At 55.7% G+C, this 16,085-nt stretch carries 16 protein-coding genes; 8 read left to right on the forward strand and 8 right to left on the reverse strand.

The window, feature by feature from the left end:
- The first annotated feature begins 8 nt into the window (after window positions 1-8).
- Window positions 9-191, forward strand: coding sequence for a hypothetical protein (locus tag PG1C_RS02695; protein WP_202635899.1), 183 nt, complete (start codon window positions 9-11; stop codon window positions 189-191).
- Here PG1C_RS02695 and PG1C_RS02700 read toward each other — a convergent pair.
- On the reverse strand, window positions 181-693 hold the full coding sequence (locus PG1C_RS02700) for a DciA family protein (protein WP_202635900.1): 513 nt from the start codon (window positions 691-693) through the stop codon (window positions 181-183). The two genes, PG1C_RS02695 and PG1C_RS02700, sit on opposite strands and share 11 nt — an antisense overlap.
- Before the next feature lie 225 nt (window positions 694-918).
- Between PG1C_RS02700 and secA the strand changes: the two genes are divergently transcribed.
- The 4 genes from secA to PG1C_RS02720 all read left to right on the forward strand — a co-directional run bounded on the left by secA (window position 919) and on the right by PG1C_RS02720 (window position 6,382).
- On the forward strand, window positions 919-3,636 hold the full coding sequence (gene secA / locus PG1C_RS02705) for a preprotein translocase subunit SecA (protein WP_237218262.1): 2,718 nt from the start codon (window positions 919-921) through the stop codon (window positions 3,634-3,636).
- 23 nt (window positions 3,637-3,659) lie between these two features.
- Window positions 3,660-4,688: an S-methyl-5-thioribose-1-phosphate isomerase gene (gene mtnA / locus PG1C_RS02710; RefSeq protein ID WP_414629213.1), complete on the forward strand. Its 1,029-nt coding sequence runs from the start codon at window positions 3,660-3,662 to the stop codon at window positions 4,686-4,688.
- The gene (locus PG1C_RS02715) at window positions 4,676-5,356 is read left to right on the forward strand and encodes a class II aldolase/adducin family protein (RefSeq protein WP_202635901.1); all 681 of its coding nucleotides are present in this window, start codon (window positions 4,676-4,678) and stop codon (window positions 5,354-5,356) included. Before mtnA ends, PG1C_RS02715 begins: the two co-directional genes overlap by 13 nt.
- Window positions 5,357-5,455: 99 nt before the next feature.
- The gene (locus PG1C_RS02720; protein WP_202635902.1) at window positions 5,456-6,382 is read left to right on the forward strand and encodes a restriction endonuclease; all 927 of its coding nucleotides are present in this window, start codon (window positions 5,456-5,458) and stop codon (window positions 6,380-6,382) included.
- Between the two features lie 175 nt (window positions 6,383-6,557).
- Here the strand turns inward: PG1C_RS02720 and PG1C_RS02725 are convergent, their stop codons facing one another.
- Both PG1C_RS02725 and PG1C_RS02730 read right to left on the reverse strand, forming a co-directional pair.
- Window positions 6,558-8,864 carry a YgiQ family radical SAM protein gene (locus PG1C_RS02725; RefSeq protein WP_202635903.1) on the reverse strand — a complete coding sequence of 769 codons (2,307 nt, stop codon included), beginning with the start codon at window positions 8,862-8,864 and terminating at the stop codon, window positions 6,558-6,560.
- 40 nt (window positions 8,865-8,904) lie between these two features.
- Window positions 8,905-9,486, reverse strand: a complete 582-nt coding sequence (locus tag PG1C_RS02730; RefSeq protein ID WP_202635904.1) for an HNH endonuclease — start codon at window positions 9,484-9,486, stop codon at window positions 8,905-8,907.
- A gap of 40 nt (window positions 9,487-9,526) precedes the next feature.
- Here PG1C_RS02730 and PG1C_RS02735 point away from each other — a divergent pair, with 40 nt between their 5' ends.
- Window positions 9,527-10,306: a TonB family protein gene (locus tag PG1C_RS02735; protein WP_202635905.1), complete on the forward strand. Its 780-nt coding sequence runs from the start codon at window positions 9,527-9,529 to the stop codon at window positions 10,304-10,306.
- Window positions 10,307-10,325: 19 nt separating this feature from the next.
- On the opposite strand, the gene PG1C_RS02740 is transcribed toward PG1C_RS02735, so the two are convergent.
- Window positions 10,326-10,883, reverse strand: coding sequence for an NUDIX hydrolase (locus PG1C_RS02740; protein ID WP_202636892.1), 558 nt, complete (start codon window positions 10,881-10,883; stop codon window positions 10,326-10,328).
- 295 nt (window positions 10,884-11,178) lie between these two features.
- On the opposite strand from PG1C_RS02740, the gene flhD reads away from it, so the two are divergent.
- Both flhD and flhC read left to right on the forward strand, forming a co-directional pair.
- Complete coding sequence (flhD, locus tag PG1C_RS02745; RefSeq protein ID WP_202635906.1) at window positions 11,179-11,496, forward strand: flagellar transcriptional regulator FlhD; 318 nt, start codon at window positions 11,179-11,181, stop codon at window positions 11,494-11,496.
- A 63-nt stretch (window positions 11,497-11,559) separates the two neighbouring features.
- Window positions 11,560-12,108: a flagellar transcriptional regulator FlhC gene (flhC, locus tag PG1C_RS02750; protein WP_202635907.1), complete on the forward strand. Its 549-nt coding sequence runs from the start codon at window positions 11,560-11,562 to the stop codon at window positions 12,106-12,108.
- Between the two features lie 49 nt (window positions 12,109-12,157).
- Here flhC and PG1C_RS02755 read toward each other — a convergent pair whose 3' ends face one another.
- From PG1C_RS02755 to earP, 4 genes are all read right to left on the reverse strand, one after another.
- Complete coding sequence (locus PG1C_RS02755) at window positions 12,158-13,759, reverse strand: NAD(P)/FAD-dependent oxidoreductase (protein ID WP_202635908.1); 1,602 nt, start codon at window positions 13,757-13,759, stop codon at window positions 12,158-12,160.
- A gap of 75 nt (window positions 13,760-13,834) precedes the next feature.
- A complete protein-coding gene (locus PG1C_RS02760) occupies window positions 13,835-14,194 on the reverse strand; it encodes a hypothetical protein (protein ID WP_202635909.1) in 360 nt (119 codons plus the stop codon).
- A 96-nt stretch (window positions 14,195-14,290) separates the two neighbouring features.
- Window positions 14,291-14,848 carry an elongation factor P gene (gene efp / locus PG1C_RS02765; protein ID WP_202635910.1) on the reverse strand — a complete coding sequence of 186 codons (558 nt, stop codon included), beginning with the start codon at window positions 14,846-14,848 and terminating at the stop codon, window positions 14,291-14,293.
- Between the two features lie 49 nt (window positions 14,849-14,897).
- Window positions 14,898-16,085 carry an elongation factor P maturation arginine rhamnosyltransferase EarP gene (gene earP / locus PG1C_RS02770; RefSeq protein WP_237218264.1) on the reverse strand — a complete coding sequence of 396 codons (1,188 nt, stop codon included), beginning with the start codon at window positions 16,083-16,085 and terminating at the stop codon, window positions 14,898-14,900.

The following is a 16,085-nucleotide window of genomic DNA, read 5'->3' on the forward strand; positions in this document are numbered from 1 at the left end:
CCTAAGCCATGTTGCTCCTCAGAGTGATCGGCATACTTACCGCGATAACCATAGGCAGTAGTGTCCTTGCCTGGTTGTTCACTCGCGATCGACGTTATCTCCTGCTTGCCGGCCGAGTTACCAAGGGTGCCTTGCTCGTGGCGCTAACCCTCTTGGTATTGATGGCAGCTGAACGACTGATTATTCTGTAACCACTTTTATCAATCGTTCAATCGCACGCTTGAGAGCAGACTCTGGCGGCAGGTTTTGCGCAAGCAAAGTGAGCCTCTGCTTTTGTTGATTGCCAGGTAATACCGGTCTCTGATCATTTGCTTTGGGCTGAGTTGCTGGGTTGGCTTGCACGCTGACGCCAATTTCGGTAACCTGCGCCGTCGAAGAGGTTAATGCGGTGGCAATCCGCGGGCCTAATTGCCTAACTTTTGCCGCGACTGCACTGTTGCTTGTATGAATAAAAATTTTCCCTAGCCGGAAATTAGCTACCCTGGCATGGGGGCGTAGCGCCTCGGGAAGGACGGTTTCCAGAGTGTGTTGAAACACCAGGAGGCGATGCGCATGGGCAGCCAACCGTGCCAAACCCTCCGTTGAGACCAGATGTTCCTGGAGACTCTTTGCCATCGTTTTAAATAATTCCAGAAGAGGAAAAGGTATGCATCTTATTCTCGTCTCAGGCCGGTTAGCAATCACCAGAGGCATGGCCCTGATAGGAGGCTCCTTGGTGCTGGCCCGTCAGTTTGCCGATTTATGCAGAATGGAAGGCATCCGTGTGTCAAATGGTACGCTAAATGGTGTCTTGGCTGGGCAATAATTAACGGCGAATTAACGGCGTCGCTGGCGGATAGAAGGAGCGCTACCCCATGCTAAAATCGCTTCTTTGCATTCGTCGGCCTTTGGCTTAACAAAGCGGGCTGCGTAACCCACATGATCTCCGGATTTCTCAGAAAGATTTTTGGCAGCCGCAACGACCGGCTGATCAAGCAGTATCGCCAAACCGTTACACAAATCAATGCGCTCGAAAGTGGCTTGCAGGCACTTGATGATGCCGCATTGCAAGCGAAAACGGATGAATTTCGCCGCCGTCATGCTGAAGGCGAGTCGCTGGATGCGCTGCTGCCTGAAGCGTTTGCTGTTGTGCGGGAGGCCGGGCGCCGTGTCTTGGGAATGCGCCACTTTGATATGCAATTGGTGGGCGGCATGGTGTTGCATTACGGCAAGATTGCCGAAATGCGTACGGGGGAAGGCAAAACGCTTACGGCGACATTGGCTGTTTATCTCAACGCCTTGTCTGGCAAAGGCGTTCATCTGGTGACGGTGAATGATTATTTGGCCAGCCGTGATGCGGAATGGATGGGTCGCTTGTATCGTTTTCTGGGCCTTACGATCGGCATCAATCTTTCGCAAATGCCACATGAGGCGAAACAAGCTGCCTACGCAGCGGATATCACCTACGGCACCAACAACGAATTCGGTTTTGACTATCTGCGTGACAACATGGTGTATTCCACGGCTGAGCGGGTACAACGGGGATTGAATTTCGCGATTGTCGATGAGGTTGATTCGATACTCATTGATGAAGCGCGAACGCCATTGATCATTTCCGGCCAAGCCGAAGATCACACCGAGTTATATGTGCGTATGAACGCAGTGCCCCCGCTTTTAACTCTTGGCGAAGCCGCCAAGAGTGATACCGAGAAAGATAGCGGCGACTATACCGTTGACCTTAAGTCGCACCAGGTATTGTTGACAGACGAAGGTCATGAAAAAGCCGAGAATATTCTTTCACAGCTAGGTCTTCTGCCAGAAGGCAGCAGCCTGTATGAGCCCGCCAATATTCTGCTCATGCACCACCTGTATGCCGCGCTGCGTGCGCACAATCTGTACCACCGCGACCAGCACTACGTAGTGCAGGATGGCGAAGTCATCATCGTTGATGAATTTACCGGCCGCCTGATGACAGGGCGGCGTTGGTCTGAAGGCCTGCACCAGGCGGTTGAGGCAAAAGAGGGTGTCGCTATCCAGGCCGAAAACCAAACACTCGCCTCGATCACGTTCCAGAATTATTTCCGTATGTACAGCAAGCTGGCCGGCATGACAGGTACTGCCGATACCGAAGCCTATGAGTTTCAGCAGATATATGGACTCGAAACCGTCGTCATTCCAACCAACCGGCCGATGGTCAGGCGCGACGAGCATGATCAGATTTATCGAACGGCGCAAGAAAAATACACAGCCATCATTGCCGACATTCGCAGCTGTAAAGAGCGGGGTCAACCGGTGCTGGTTGGTACCACGTCGATTGAAAATTCCGAATTACTCTCCCGCCTGCTAGATAAGGAAAAGCTACCGCATCAGGTGCTCAATGCCAAGCAACATGCGCGCGAAGCGGAGATCATTGCCCAGGCGGGTCGCCCCGGCGTGATTACCATTGCGACCAATATGGCGGGCCGGGGTACCGATATTGTGCTGGGCGGCAATATCGAGAAAATGCTGGACGCGATCAGGGAAGATACGGCCTTATCGGCTGAAGAAAAAGATCAGCGCATCGCCACCATGAAAGCTGAATGGCAAACGACGCATGATCAGGTGTTAGCTTCCGGTGGTTTGCATATCATTGGCTCCGAGCGGCACGAATCACGGCGTATTGACAACCAGTTGCGCGGGCGTTCCGGGCGGCAGGGCGATGCGGGTTCATCGCGCTTTTATCTGGCGCTGGACGATGCGCTACTGAAGATTTTTGCTGGGGACCGGCTCAACACCATCATGGTGCGGCTTAAAATGCCCGAGGGTGAAGCTATTGAGCATCCGCTGGTTTCGCGTTCCCTGGAATCCGCGCAGCGTAAAGTAGAACAGCGTAATTTCGATATTCGCAAGCAGTTACTTGAGTATGACGATGTCGCCAATGATCAGCGTAAAGTCATCTATCAGCAGCGTAATGAATTGCTCGATAGCAGCGACATCAGCGAGACAATTACCGGTATGCGCCAGGGCTCCATTCATGATACGTTTCGTATTTACGTGCCAGAAGACAGTGTGGAAGAGCAATGGGATATTGCAGGCCTTGAGAATGCGCTGGCTGGCGAACTGCAACTTAAACTGCCCGTTGGCGAATGGCTAAAGGCCGAGCCACAGATCACCGACCAAGAAATTCTTGTGCGTTTGCTCGATGCGGCCGACGCCGCGTATGCCGCCAAGACGGTTAATGTGGATGCCGCAGCTTGGGCGGGGTTCGAGCGCAACGTCATGCTGCAAAGTCTTGACACCCACTGGCGGGAGCATCTTGCAGCCCTCGACCATTTACGTCAGGGCATCCATTTGCGCGGCTATGCGCAGAAAAATCCGAAGCAGGAATACAAACGCGAGGCGTTCGATCTGTTTGAAGGTTTGCTGCAAGCCGTGCGTGCGGATGTCATCAAACTGTTAATGACTGCTGAAGTTCGCGACGAAGCGCAACTCGAAGCGGTTGAAGAGCCGCCACATTTTGAACATGTGGAATACCATCATTCCGATCTTGACGAAGCATTGGCGGCAGTCGTTAATAAACCTCAACCTGTGCATGCCGTGCCCAAAGTGGGCCGTAACGATGCCTGTCCTTGCGGTAGCGGCAAGAAATACAAGCATTGCCACGGCAAGCTGAGCTAAGCAACGCACCGTCGGTGCATACCCTGTTGCATCCGACGATAGTTGAGGATCGCGCGAGTAACGCGGGTAACAGCATCCTCATTCTGGATCAGACACGCCTGCCGCAGGTTGCCGTGCAGGTGCGATTAAACACCGTCGATGATGTGGCGCATGCCATTCGCAGCATGCAGGTGCGCGGCGCGCCGCTGATCGGCGTCACCGCCGCCTATGGCGTGGCGCTGGGGCTTAAGCATGATGCATCAGACAGCCAACTGGCGCAGGTGGTTGATATGCTCGCCGCAACTCGCCCGACGGCAGTTAATCTGCACTGGGCGCTGGCCCGCATGCAGCGCGTGCTGCAAAAGTTCCCGCAGGGATGCAACGCACTGGCGCTGGGGACGCGGCGCGAAGTGGCTTGGCACGAGGCGCGGGCGATTGCTGCTGAGGATGTTGCTACGAATGTAGCGATCGGTGAGCATGGTTTGCGCATACTGACGATGCATAAGCCAAAAGATGCTGTCCTGCAAATCATGACTCACTGCAATGCTGGCCGCTTGGCGACGGTTGCGCACGGCACGGCGCTCGCGCCGGTTTATGCCGCGCACGCCGCGGGCATTCCCGTGCATGTCTGGGTTTCCGAAACCCGCCCGCGTAATCAGGGACTGCTCACCGCCTGGGAGCTGGCAGAAGCGGGCGTGCCGCACACGCTGATCGCCGATAATGCCGCCGGTTTGCTGATCATGCAGGGTAAAGTTGATCTGCTCATTGTCGGTGCCGACCGCATCGCCGCCAATGGCGACACGGCTAACAAGATCGGCACTTATCTCAAGGCGCTGGCCGCGCAGGCGCATGGCGTGCCGTTTTATGTTGCTGCGCCGTTATCCACGATAGATTTTTCTTGCCCCACAGGCTACGCCATTTGCATTGAAGAACGCGCCGCCGCAGAATTGGGCGCGGGCGATGTGCCGGTGGTTAATCCCGCCTTCGACATAACGCCAGCGCATTTGATCACCGGCATCCTTTCCGAAAACGGCGTGGTCAGCGTGGAGGAATTAGCTCAATGGAAAAGCTGAACGAACTCGCCGCCCAGGTGCTGGCCACCGCAGGCGAGTTGATTGTCTGTGGCCTTAATCGCGGCAGTGCGGGCAATGTTTCGGCGCGTTGTGATGATGGCTGCATCATCACGCCGACCGGCATCGAGCACGCGGACTGCACGCCAGGTGACATGGTAAAACTCGGCGTTGGTGATACGGTGGATATCTCAGGCACACCATTCAACCGTCGCAAACCCTCCTCCGAATGGCGCTTTCATCGCGACATTTACGCCGCATTTCCGGCCGCCGGTGCGGTCATTCACGCGCACTCGCCCTTTGCCACCGCACTGGCCTGCCAGCAGCAGGACATCCCGCCGTTTCACTACATGGTGGCGCGCTTCGGCGGCGTTGATGTGCGCTGTGCTGAATACGCCACCTTCGGCACGCAAGCGTTGTCGGACGCCATGCTGCATGCGCTAGAAGGCCGCTCGGCCTGCCTCATGGCGCATCACGGCATGGTGGTGTATGGGCGTGATCTGCATCACGCACTGGCGCTGGCGGTGGAACTGGAAACCTTGTGTGAACAGTATTGGCGCGTACTGCAACTGGGCACGCCCAAGCTGCTGACGGCCGCGCAGATGGATGAAGTGATCGCCAAGTTTGCAAGCTACGGACAGCAGGATAGTGACAGCAACGTGGATGCTTGAGTCCATCTCAGTCAACCATTTTTTGCATCAGGCTGTATATCGCGATAAGTTTCATACAGTCTAATATTACGTTAGAAACCAACAACCTTCGGAGTGCTGATGTCAATTCCTGACTACCAAACGCTGATGTTGCCGCTGCTTCGCTTTGCTGTAGACGGTAACGATCATACAACGAGGGAAGCTGTGGAAGCTCTCGCCACCGAGTTTCAACTCACTCCGGTCGAACGCAGCCAACTTTTGGCAAGTGGCCAACAGGCCATTTTCAATAATCGTGTTGGGTGGGCTAACTTCTACCTCAAGAAGGCGGGGCTATTGGAATCCCCACGCAGAGGTGCATTACGAATTACTACTCGAGGCAAGCAGATTCTTGGAGACAATCCCACAAGAATTGACGTCAAGTTTCTGGAGTGCTTTCCGGAGTTCATTGAGTTCCACGATGATTCGCGGAACAACAGAGAAGCAGCGACAACAGAATCTGCTGTATCAGCAACAGAGCAGACCCCAGAGGAAGCGCTTGAGCTTGCGCACCAAAGTCTTCGACTCAATCTCGCACAGGACATTCTTAGCCGTATCCTGGCGTGTTCCCCCACTTTCTTTGAGCGACTTGTCGTCGAACTTCTCGTCAAGGTGGGCTATGGCGGTTCTCGCCGCGATGCGGGTGAGCGTATAGGGCAAAGTGGCGACGGTGGCATTGATGGAATTATCAAGGAAGACCGCCTTGGTTTGGACACCATCTACATTCAGGCCAAAAGATGGCAAGGATCTGTCGGGCGCCCAGAGATTCAAAAATTCGTTGGCGCGCTGCAAGGTCAGCGTGCGAAGAAAGGTGTCTTCATCACTACTTCGTCATATACAGCAGAGGCGATTGATTACGCCTCCCGTATCGATACGAAGGTCGTCCTTATCGATGGGCAGCTTCTTGCAAGTCTAATGATGGACTTCGATGTCGGGGTTTCGGTTTCTGCGTCATATATCGTCAAGCGAATTGACTCCGACTACTTCGAGGAGGGCGAAGTTGGTCTCTAAAACTGCGCTCATATGGGCCTGTGCGATAAACTCGCGCGAACCGATGAATTCACCTGATGGGCCCTTTTCAACCTCAGGCACCATATCTTGTAGTCTTGCTGCTCAGGGCTTAGCAATACGCCCAAGCTGATGCTTCACAAGTGGCGCCAGCCAGCATTACCGTCGAACGTGCGCGTTAGCTGCCTTTGCGCAGGGACAGCGGATGACGCGGCACGCTGACGGGGCGGCGTGTCTTGCCGGAGAGTGTTTTCCCCGGCGTTCCGTGTGCTGTGCGGCGTGGCGCCAGCGCGTTGCGTCCCTCTGGGAACTTTTTCCAGTGTGGTTGTTCGCCCGGTGCGAGTGCGCCGCCAGGTTGGGTGAGCGGTACCAGATGGCGTTTGCCGGGGCCGATCAAATCCGTGCGGCCCATGGCGCGCAAGGCCTCGCGCAGCACCGGCCAGTTGGCCGGGTCGTGATAGCGCAAAAACGCTTTATGCAGTTTGCGTTGTCGCCCTGAGCGCACAATAGTCACCTCTTCGGAGGTGTCGGTGACTTTCCTCAGCGGATTTTTTTCGGTGTGCCACATGGCGGTGGCGATGGCCAATGGCGTAGGCAAAAAAGTTTGCACCTGGTCTAGCCGAAAGTCGTTTTTCTTCAGCCAGAGCGCCAGATTCATCATGTCTTCATCCGTCGTGCCGGGGTGGGCGGCGATGAAATAGGGAATCAGGTATTGCTCCTTGCCCGCTTCCTTGGAAAATTTTTCAAACATCTGCTTGAAGCGGTCATAGCTGCCGATGCCCGGCTTCATCATTTTTGAGAGTGGGCCTTCTTCGATGTGCTCGGGCGCGATCTTGAGGTAGCCGCCCACGTGATGCGTGACGAGTTCTTTGACGTATTCGGGCGAGCGCACGGCGAGGTCGTAACGCAGGCCGGAGCTGATGAGGATTTTCTTGATGCCAGGCAGCGCGCGTGCTTTCTTGTAGAGTGAAATCAGTGGCGCGTGGGAGGTCGAGAGGTTCTCGCAGATGCCCGGATAGACGCAGGAAAGGCGGCGGCAGGACGATTCAATCTCGGGTGTTTTGCAGGCCATGCGATACATGTTGGCAGTCGGCCCGCCGAGATCGGAGACGACGCCGGTAAAGCCGGGCGTCTTGTCGCGGATTTGTTCCACTTCATGCAGGATGGATTCTTCCGAGCGACTCTGGATGATGCGGCCTTCATGTTCGGTGATCGAACAGAAGGTGCAGCCGCCAAAGCAGCCGCGCATGATGTTCACCGAAAAACGGATCATCTCCCATGCCGGAATGCGTGCTTCGCCATACGCTGGATGTGGCGCGCGTGCGTAGGGCAGGCCGAAAACGTGATCCATTTCTGCGGTGCTTAACGGCAACGGTGGCGGATTGAGCCACAGGTCACGCAGACTCGCGCGGTCGCCGTGAGCCTGCACCAGCGCACGCGCGTTGCCGGGGTTGGATTCAAGATGAAAGGTGCGTGAGGCATGGGCGTACAGCACCGGGTCGTCTTTGACCTGTTCGTAGCTGGGCAGGCGCACCGCTGTCTGCGCGCGCGCCTGCAGGCGTTGGGCAAGGCGTTCGCTGCGACTTACCAGTCGTACAGGGTGACTTATCGCCGTGTCGCCAGCGCCAGCGCGGTGCTTGCTCTGCACTACCTTCGGGTCGCCTTCGGACGCTTTTTGCGCCTTGGTGCTGGGACTGGTCTCTGGCGTCATCGCGTAGGGATCAGGATGTGGCGTAATCGCGCCGGGCGTGTCAATGCTCAAGGATTCAACTTCTTCCCACTCGGGTGAGGGTTTCCAGCCATGCGGCACCATGAAGGCGGTGCCGCGCAGGTCGCGGATGGTGCTGATTTTTTCGCCGCTCGCCAGCCGATGCGCGAGTTCAATCAGCGCGCGTTCGGCGTTGCCAAACAACAGCAAGTCAGCTTTTGCATCCGGCAGGATAGAGCGCCGCACTTTGTCCGACCAGTAATCGTAATGCGCGATGCGGCGCAGGCTGGCCTCGATGCTGCCAATGATCAGCGGCGCATCGGGAAAGGCTTCGCGCGCGCGTTGCGAATATACAATGACCGCACGATCCGGGCGGCGGTCGGCCGCGGCATGTGGCGTGTAGGCGTCGTCCGAGCGGATTTTTTTGTCCGAGGTGTAGCGGTTCACCATCGAATCCATGTTGCCGGCGGTGATGCCGAAAAACAGTTTGGGTTTGCCTAGGCGCTTGAAGTCGTCGGCCGAATGCCAGTCGGGCTGACTGATGATGCCGACGCGAAAGCCCTGCGCTTCGAGCAGCCGCCCCACCAGCGCCATGCCAAAGCTGGGATGGTCGATGTAGGCATCTCCCGTGACCAAAATGATGTCGCATTCGTCCCAGCCGAGCATGTCCATTTCAACGCGCGACATGGGTAGGAAAGGTGCGGTGCCGAAGCGATGGGCCCAGTATTTGCGATAGGAAGTAAGCGGCTTGGCCGTGGGGGTAAGGGTGGTGAGCATGAGATTTGGGGGTGACAGGCACCCGAAATGCACGGGTGCGTTAGTCGTGAGGAGCCCGTAGACGGCTTTGTGAGGGCACGTGGCGGGCGAGAAAATCCATTTGGTCAGCGAGAATGTGCCGATTGCAAAGAATCAGGTATTCCGCTTTGTTGGGGATGTACGGCGCATAGGCAAGTTGCATGTGTGCTTGTTCGGGAGTGCGCCCGCCTTTGGCCTGGTTGCAGGTGCGACAGGCGGTGACGACATTCATCCAGGCGTCGCGCCCTCCTTGCGAGACGGGTTGCACATGGTCGCGCGTCAGCCGTTGAGCAGGAAATTCTTTGATGCAATAGGCGCAGATATTACGATCCCGATGAAATAATTCGCGATTCGATAAGGGGGGGATCGGGTGCAGGGCGCGGCCTGACAGGGCTTTGCCACGAATGGCAATGATGCTGCGGGTGCATAATGCGGAGCGTTCTCCCGTGATGCGATTCTGTCCACCATAGAAGGTGAATTCTGTCTCCCCGGCATCCCACGCAACGAGATCGCGCGCCACATAAACGCACGCATGCTGCCAAGTAACCCAGCGATGCGGTACGCCATATTGATCCAAAGTGAGAATCAGCGGATGGGAGTTCATCTCGTAGAATCCTGTAATACGACGAATTTAACAGAGTGCGATGATTTTTGATAGCAGAGAACAACGTGGTTTAACCCCGCGACAGCTGCGGTTTGCCTTGCTTTGCTCTCTTCTGCTGCACGGACTGTTGCTGTCGTTGGGCACATCACGGCCGGTTTCGCAGGGCTCGGCACCGAGCCTGATTGTCCGTTTGCGCTTGGCACCTGCGGTTATGGCTCCAGCCACCCCAGCTACCGCAACGGGGCAGCCCCGGTTGCCTGCGCACTCGCTCACCCGCCCGCGGCTGCCACCGGTTGTGTTGTCTACCGTGTCGCCAGCACGCCCAGAAAAGCCACCCTTTAAAGTGCCGGCTTCTCAGTCGCCAGACCGGGCCTTGTCCGTGACGGATGATGCGTTGCCGGCGAGGCAATCGGCCGGTTTAGCTGAACCGGCTACAGCAGTCATAACGCCCAGCTTGCCGGTGGCGGCAGTTGATGATCAGCGGGAGGATCAGACGGCCCGGCCGCCCGCTGCGGGTTTATCCGCCGACGGCTTGCGACGTTATCGGCTGGGGTTAGCGACGCAGTCGCGACGTTTTAAGCGCTACCCTGCACAGGCGCTCGCCGCAGGTTGGGCTGGCACGGCAGAGATTTTTCTTGCAGTGGATAGCGAAGGCAGGGCAACGGTGGTGTTGAATAAATCGAGTGGCCATGACGTGCTTGATCGGGCGGCGCAAATCATGATTGAAGCCGGCGCGCAACGCACGCCTGTGCCCGACGCGTTGCACGGCAAGGCCTTTTCGGTCATCTTGCCGGTGGTGTTCGATATTAACGATGGATGAGGCGTGACTTAAATACGTTTTAGCGCGCGTCCTGCTGGGGCGACAGCGGAGGCGAGATGGTTTCTTCGTGAAAGCGAAAGCGCCCTGCGCGGCGGTCGGCAAAATAATGGCGCAGGGTGAGGTGAATGGTGCGAAACGCGATGTCATCCCAGGGAATCTCATTTTCGCTGAACAATCGTAGTTCCAACGTTTCTTCGCCCGCAGCAAAATCAAGATCGAGCAAATGCGCGCGATAGATTACATGCACCTGATCAATGTGCGGCACGCTGATAAGGCTGAAAAGGTCATCCAGCGCAATGCGCGCGCAAGCTTCTTCGGAGGTTTCGCGGATAGCGGCGTGAGCAACAGTTTCACCGTTTTCCATAAATCCTGCAGGGAGTGTCCATTTGCCGTAGCTGGGCTCAATGGCGCGGCGGCACAGCAAGATGCGTTCCCCCCACTCGGGCAAACTGCCCACGACCAAACGCGGGTTGCGGTAATGAATCGTGTCGCACGCCGTGCATACATAGCGAAGCAAAGAGTCGCCTGCCGGTACTCGCTGACTGACAGGTGCGCCACAAACACTGCAAAATTTCAGAATGGGATCCATGGCGAGAGTTTAACGCCGCGCCGAATCGTTTTGCATTGATGGGCACACACCGCACGGTTGGGTAACGTACGAGCTACTCTTTTCTCTAGCGTGGGGATGTGGTGAGTATGTAAGTAAAAACCTTACAAATACATGCATCTGATTCTGACAATAGAATGGTTTTTCTGTTGATATTTTTCTTGTCACTGGTTGTGCAATCATGCAATCACCGTGATTCCAATTTGGAGTTGCGCAGAGTGATACACCCGTAATACACCCGATAATACACACCACAAGGGAGTGCATGATGAAGCCTGATGCCTACAACGATATAAAAGAAGTCAATCTTTCCTATTTGATGCTGGCGCAAAACATGGTTCGCTCGGATCGTGAAGCGGCCATTTTTCGGTTAGGTATCAGCGAAGAAGTTGCCGATGTACTGACGCGCCTTACACCGAGTCAAGTGCTCAAGATGGCTAGCTCGGACATGTTGCTGTGCAATTTCCGCTTTGACGACACCTTGCTACTCGATCTACTTGCCAATCACGAGCGTGACCGAGGTGCCGCGCACGTGCATGCAGCTATCCTCGCCGCCGGCCGTCCTGTTGCCACCATTGCTTGATATCGCATTTTTCTCGTGGTTTTTCGTGGTTTTCTGATGTTTTTTGATGGTGCGGAGGCGTGAATGAGAAATAAATCCGTTATTACGGAGGCGAATGAAATTCGTCTGGCGGTTGATCTGGTAAAGCTGGGGGCCCGTTTGCAATTGCTCGAAGCGGAGACAAATCTTTCTCGCGAGCGTCTGCTCAAGCTGTATAAGGAGGTCAAGGGAGAGTCGCCGCCGAAAGGCATGCTGCCTTTTTCAACCGACTGGTTCATGACATGGCAGCCGAACATTCATGCCTCCCTGTTTATGGCGTATTACCGTTTTTTCCAGAAGCATACGCAATTAAAAGGGCTGGAGCTGATCATCAAGTCTTACCGCATGTACGTTGAGCAGATCGAGCGAGGCAGTATGGACGTTGTGCTTTCGCTCACGCGTGCGTGGACTATGGTGCGGTTTTTCGATGCCAAAATGCTGCAAATGGCAACTTGCCGCGAATGCGGTGGTGATTTTGTCACCCACGCATTTGATCCCACCCGTGGGTATGTTTGCGGGCTGTGCCATATGCCTGCGCGCGCCGGAAAAACCCGCCGGGCCGCTGAGTTGGCTCTCGCTGCTGCGGAAGCCTAAAGGGGCTTGAATCTTTACAGTAACGACGCGAGGCGCCAGCGGCGCTTCGTTAGTCTTGCGCCATGCTGAGCGCAACGGCCTCGGCGACTTTGATGCCGTCAATGGCGGCAGATAAAATTCCTCCGGCATAACCCGCCCCCTCGCCAGCAGGAAACAAACCACGTGTATTGAGGCTTTGATAATGTTCATTGCGGGTGATACGCACAGGAGACGATGTGCGTGTTTCTATCCCCGTCATCAAGGCGTCTTCCATCGCGAAGCCGCGAATCTGTTTGCCAAAGGCGGGCAATGCTTCGTGCAGGGTGGTGGTGACAAATTCAGGCAGGCACAAAGAGAGGTCGGTGAGATGAATACCTGGGGTATACGACGGGTGAACTTCCCCCAACGCAGTCGATGGCTTTTGGGCAAGAAAATCGCCTACCCGTTGCGCAGGTGCGGCGTAATTGCTGCCACCAGTGATAAAGGCGAGTGACTCCCAATGCCGCTGATACTCGATTCCGGCGAGCGGGCCATCCGGGTAATCTGCCGGTGTAATGCCCACCACGATGGCGCTGTTGGCGTTGCGTTCATTGCGTGAATACTGGCTCATGCCATTGGTGACAAGACGTCCAGGCTCAGAAGCGGCAGCAACAACCGTACCACCGGGACACATGCAAAAACTATAGGCTGAACGCGCGTTTTTAGCGTGATGTACCAGCTTGTAATCCGCAGCCCCGAGTATAGGATGTCCGGCTGCTTTGCCGTAACGCACTTGATCAATGAGCGACTGAGGGTGTTCAATACGCACGCCGATCGAGAATGGTTTGGCTTCGAGAAAAACACCGCGCGCGTGAAGCTGGTAGAAGGTGTCGCGCGCGCTATGGCCAACCGCCAGAACTACATGATCGGCGGCTATGTGCTCCCCGCTTTCGAGCAGTAGGCCGCGCACCTGGCCTTGATCGATTTGGATGTCGGTAACGCGGTTCTGAAAGCGGATTTCACCGCCCAGTGCCTCAATGCTGGCGCGCATGTTTTCCACCATCGATACCAGGCGAAACGTGCCGATGTGTGGTTTGGCTACATACACTATTTCTTCCGGCGCACCGGCTTTGATAAATTCGGTAAGCACCTTGCGGCTGCGATATTCCGGGTCACGAATCTGGCTGTAGAGTTTGCCATCAGAAAATGTGCCCGCGCCGCCTTCGCCAAACTGAACATTGGACTCCGGATTGAGCAGGCCCTGACGCCAGAACTTCCAGGTGTCTTGGGTCCGTTCGCGGACAGATTTGCCACGTTCGAGAATCAGCGGGCGAAATCCCATCTGCGCTAAAAGCAAACCCGCAAACAAGCCGCAGGGCCCGGTGCCAATAACCACGGGGCGTGGATGCTGCTGAGTTGCCTGTGATTTGGTCACGAAGTGATATTGCGTATCCGGCGTTTGCCCGATATGTGGGGCGCCTTGCAGGCGGTTTAACACCGCCTGTTCATTTTTCAGAGTGACATCAAGCGTGTAAGTGAGGATAATTGCCGAGGGTTTGCGTGCATCCACGCTGCGGCGATAAATTTGAAAGTCGAGCAGCTCATCAGAGGCGATACCGAGCCGCTTGATGATTGCGGCCCGCAAGTTCTCTGGCGTGTGATCGAGGGGCAGTTTAAGTTCGTTGAGGCGCATAGCACGGTGGGATCAACGCGGTCGCAGCGTTCAGTGCAGGGGACTGCAATAAGCCGTAGCTAATCGCACAAAGCTTTAGGGATTAGTGACAGCGCGACTATCCCGCAGGAAGTATTCAGTCTCACCAAAACAGGTGCCGGGTAAGCCTTTGTGTTGATCATAAGTGACGGCAACACGTTGCCCCATTTGGCTGTTGAGTTTGGCGGCAAGCGCATCGTCTCGTACAGTGAAGAAAAACTTTTCCGGCATTGAGCCGGGAACAGCGACCAGGGTTAATTCGCCTTCCCACGTTTTGCAGAGCCAGCCCTTGCGTGAGAGCTTTTGCACAAAGCCTGCACGCTCGCCATCAGAGTAAGAATACTGAAAAGCGAGCCAGATGTATGCGGCAAACAGCAGTGGGGCAATGATCAGGAGAATGATGAAAAATTTAAGCATGCCGAATTTTGCGGATTTAGCAGAATTGGTTGCGTTTGTGGCCGCGTTTTTCATTGAGCCCCTCTGTTTGGTGAATAAAAACCTAGAGACTAAAACTTATTTAACCCGGTTGCGATATTCTGCTGTGCGGGTGTCAATTTCAATCTTGTCGCCAATTTCGACGAACAGTGGCACAGGCAATTCAAAACCTGTGGTGATTTTGGCGGGTTTCATCACTTTGCCAGACGTGTCGCCTTTCACCGCGGGTTCAGTGTAGATGACTTCGCGCACGACGCTGTTAGGCATTTCAACGGAAATCGCTTTGCCGTCATAGAACACTACTTCAACCGGCATGCCGTCTTCAATGTAATTGACGGCGTCACCCATGTTGTCACGCTCAACTTCATACTGGTTGTATTCTGCGTCCATGAAAACAAACATGGGCTCGGCGAAGTAGGAGTAAGTGCATTCTTTGCGATCGGGCACAACTTGGTCGAACTTATCATCGGCCTTATAGACGGCTTCTGAAGCGGCGCCGGTGAGCAGATTTTTAAATTTGAATTTGACAACAGCCGAGCTGCGACCGGATTTGTTGTATTCAGCTTTTTGTACAACGAGGGGGTCATTGCCGACCATGACGACATTACCGGCGCGGAGTTCCTGGGCGATTTTCATGAGTGTGCTTCCAGCAAAAGGGGTGCGTAGTGAGAAAGGAGTTAATCGGTCATTTTAGCCGTTCAAGGCAGAACTGCACAAGATTACTGGCAAGATTCGTCTGATCGGCTAGCGCAACTGACCAGCGCTGCGTTGCGCTGGCCAGTGCGGGTAGTGCGGCGGCAAAGGCGGGCCAGTTGAGCTCGCCTTTGCCGTTCCAGGCGTGCCAGAAAGTGCTTATTGCATCAATCGCCGTCCCCCAGGGGGACTTTCCAGAGACGGCTCTGCCCAACAGTGGGTTCAAGCATTCCCTGCGGTCAGATTCAAAGCTTTGCGGCGCGTCATCAGCGCCGATTTTTCGCATATAACGATGAAGAAAGGCATCGAGCTTTACCCAGTGCGCATCGTCGGCCTGCGGATAGATTTGCCAGACAAAAGGCTTGCCCGCCCACTGGGCGCGCACGAAGGAATCCTCGCCGCGCACGAAATTCACGTCACAAGCCCAGAGCAGCTCATCAAAGCGGGATTGCGACAGAAAGGGCAGCGGGTGCGTGCTGAATGCACCTTGTGTGAAAGCGGCGGCATTGCTGCCCGGTTGCAACAAGCGGATGGGACGATCTGCTTGCGCCAACGCCTGCGTCAATTGCGCGACGGGCGCCGTGGGATAGCTGAACAGCGAAATGGTCAGCTCATTCGGCGCTTTCTCCGGCAGGCCGAGTTGGGCGCGAAAAGCCGCCGCGTCGAAGGCTTGGCGGCGGGTGTCGTAGTCGGCTTCGCGCAGCAGGCCGCCGCTGCGTTTGCCAAAACCGGGAAAGAAAAAATGTTTAACCAGCGGCAGATGTGGGTGGGGTGAGGGCATGCCATGCAGTTCGCCAACCCAGTCCTCCGCCGAGAGATAGTCGAGATTGAGCCACACGGGTTTTTTCTCGCTACGCGCCATGGCCTCGGTGTACACCTCAGGCAGCGTGCAGGCAAAGGTTTCAATGACTACGTCGGCTGGGCTGTCGTGTGGTGCATCGGGCGGTAGTAAATGCGGCCAGGGCGCAACGGTGACGGGGCTTTGGGCATGGTCGGGGGCCAGCAGATCGAGCGGTGCCGGATTATCGATATACAGCCGCACTTGCCAGCCGTATTCCTCGGCCAGTTGGCGGGCAAGGCGCCAGCACACGCCGGCATCGCCGTAGTTATCGACGACCACACAAAAAATGTCGCAGCGAATAGGGCGGGTAGCAAGGTAGGGAGATAGCGCGTTCATCAT

This window comes from Rugosibacter aromaticivorans (assembly GCF_000934545.1).
In the GTDB taxonomy this organism is placed as follows: Bacteria; Pseudomonadota; Gammaproteobacteria; order Burkholderiales; family Rhodocyclaceae; genus Rugosibacter; species Rugosibacter aromaticivorans.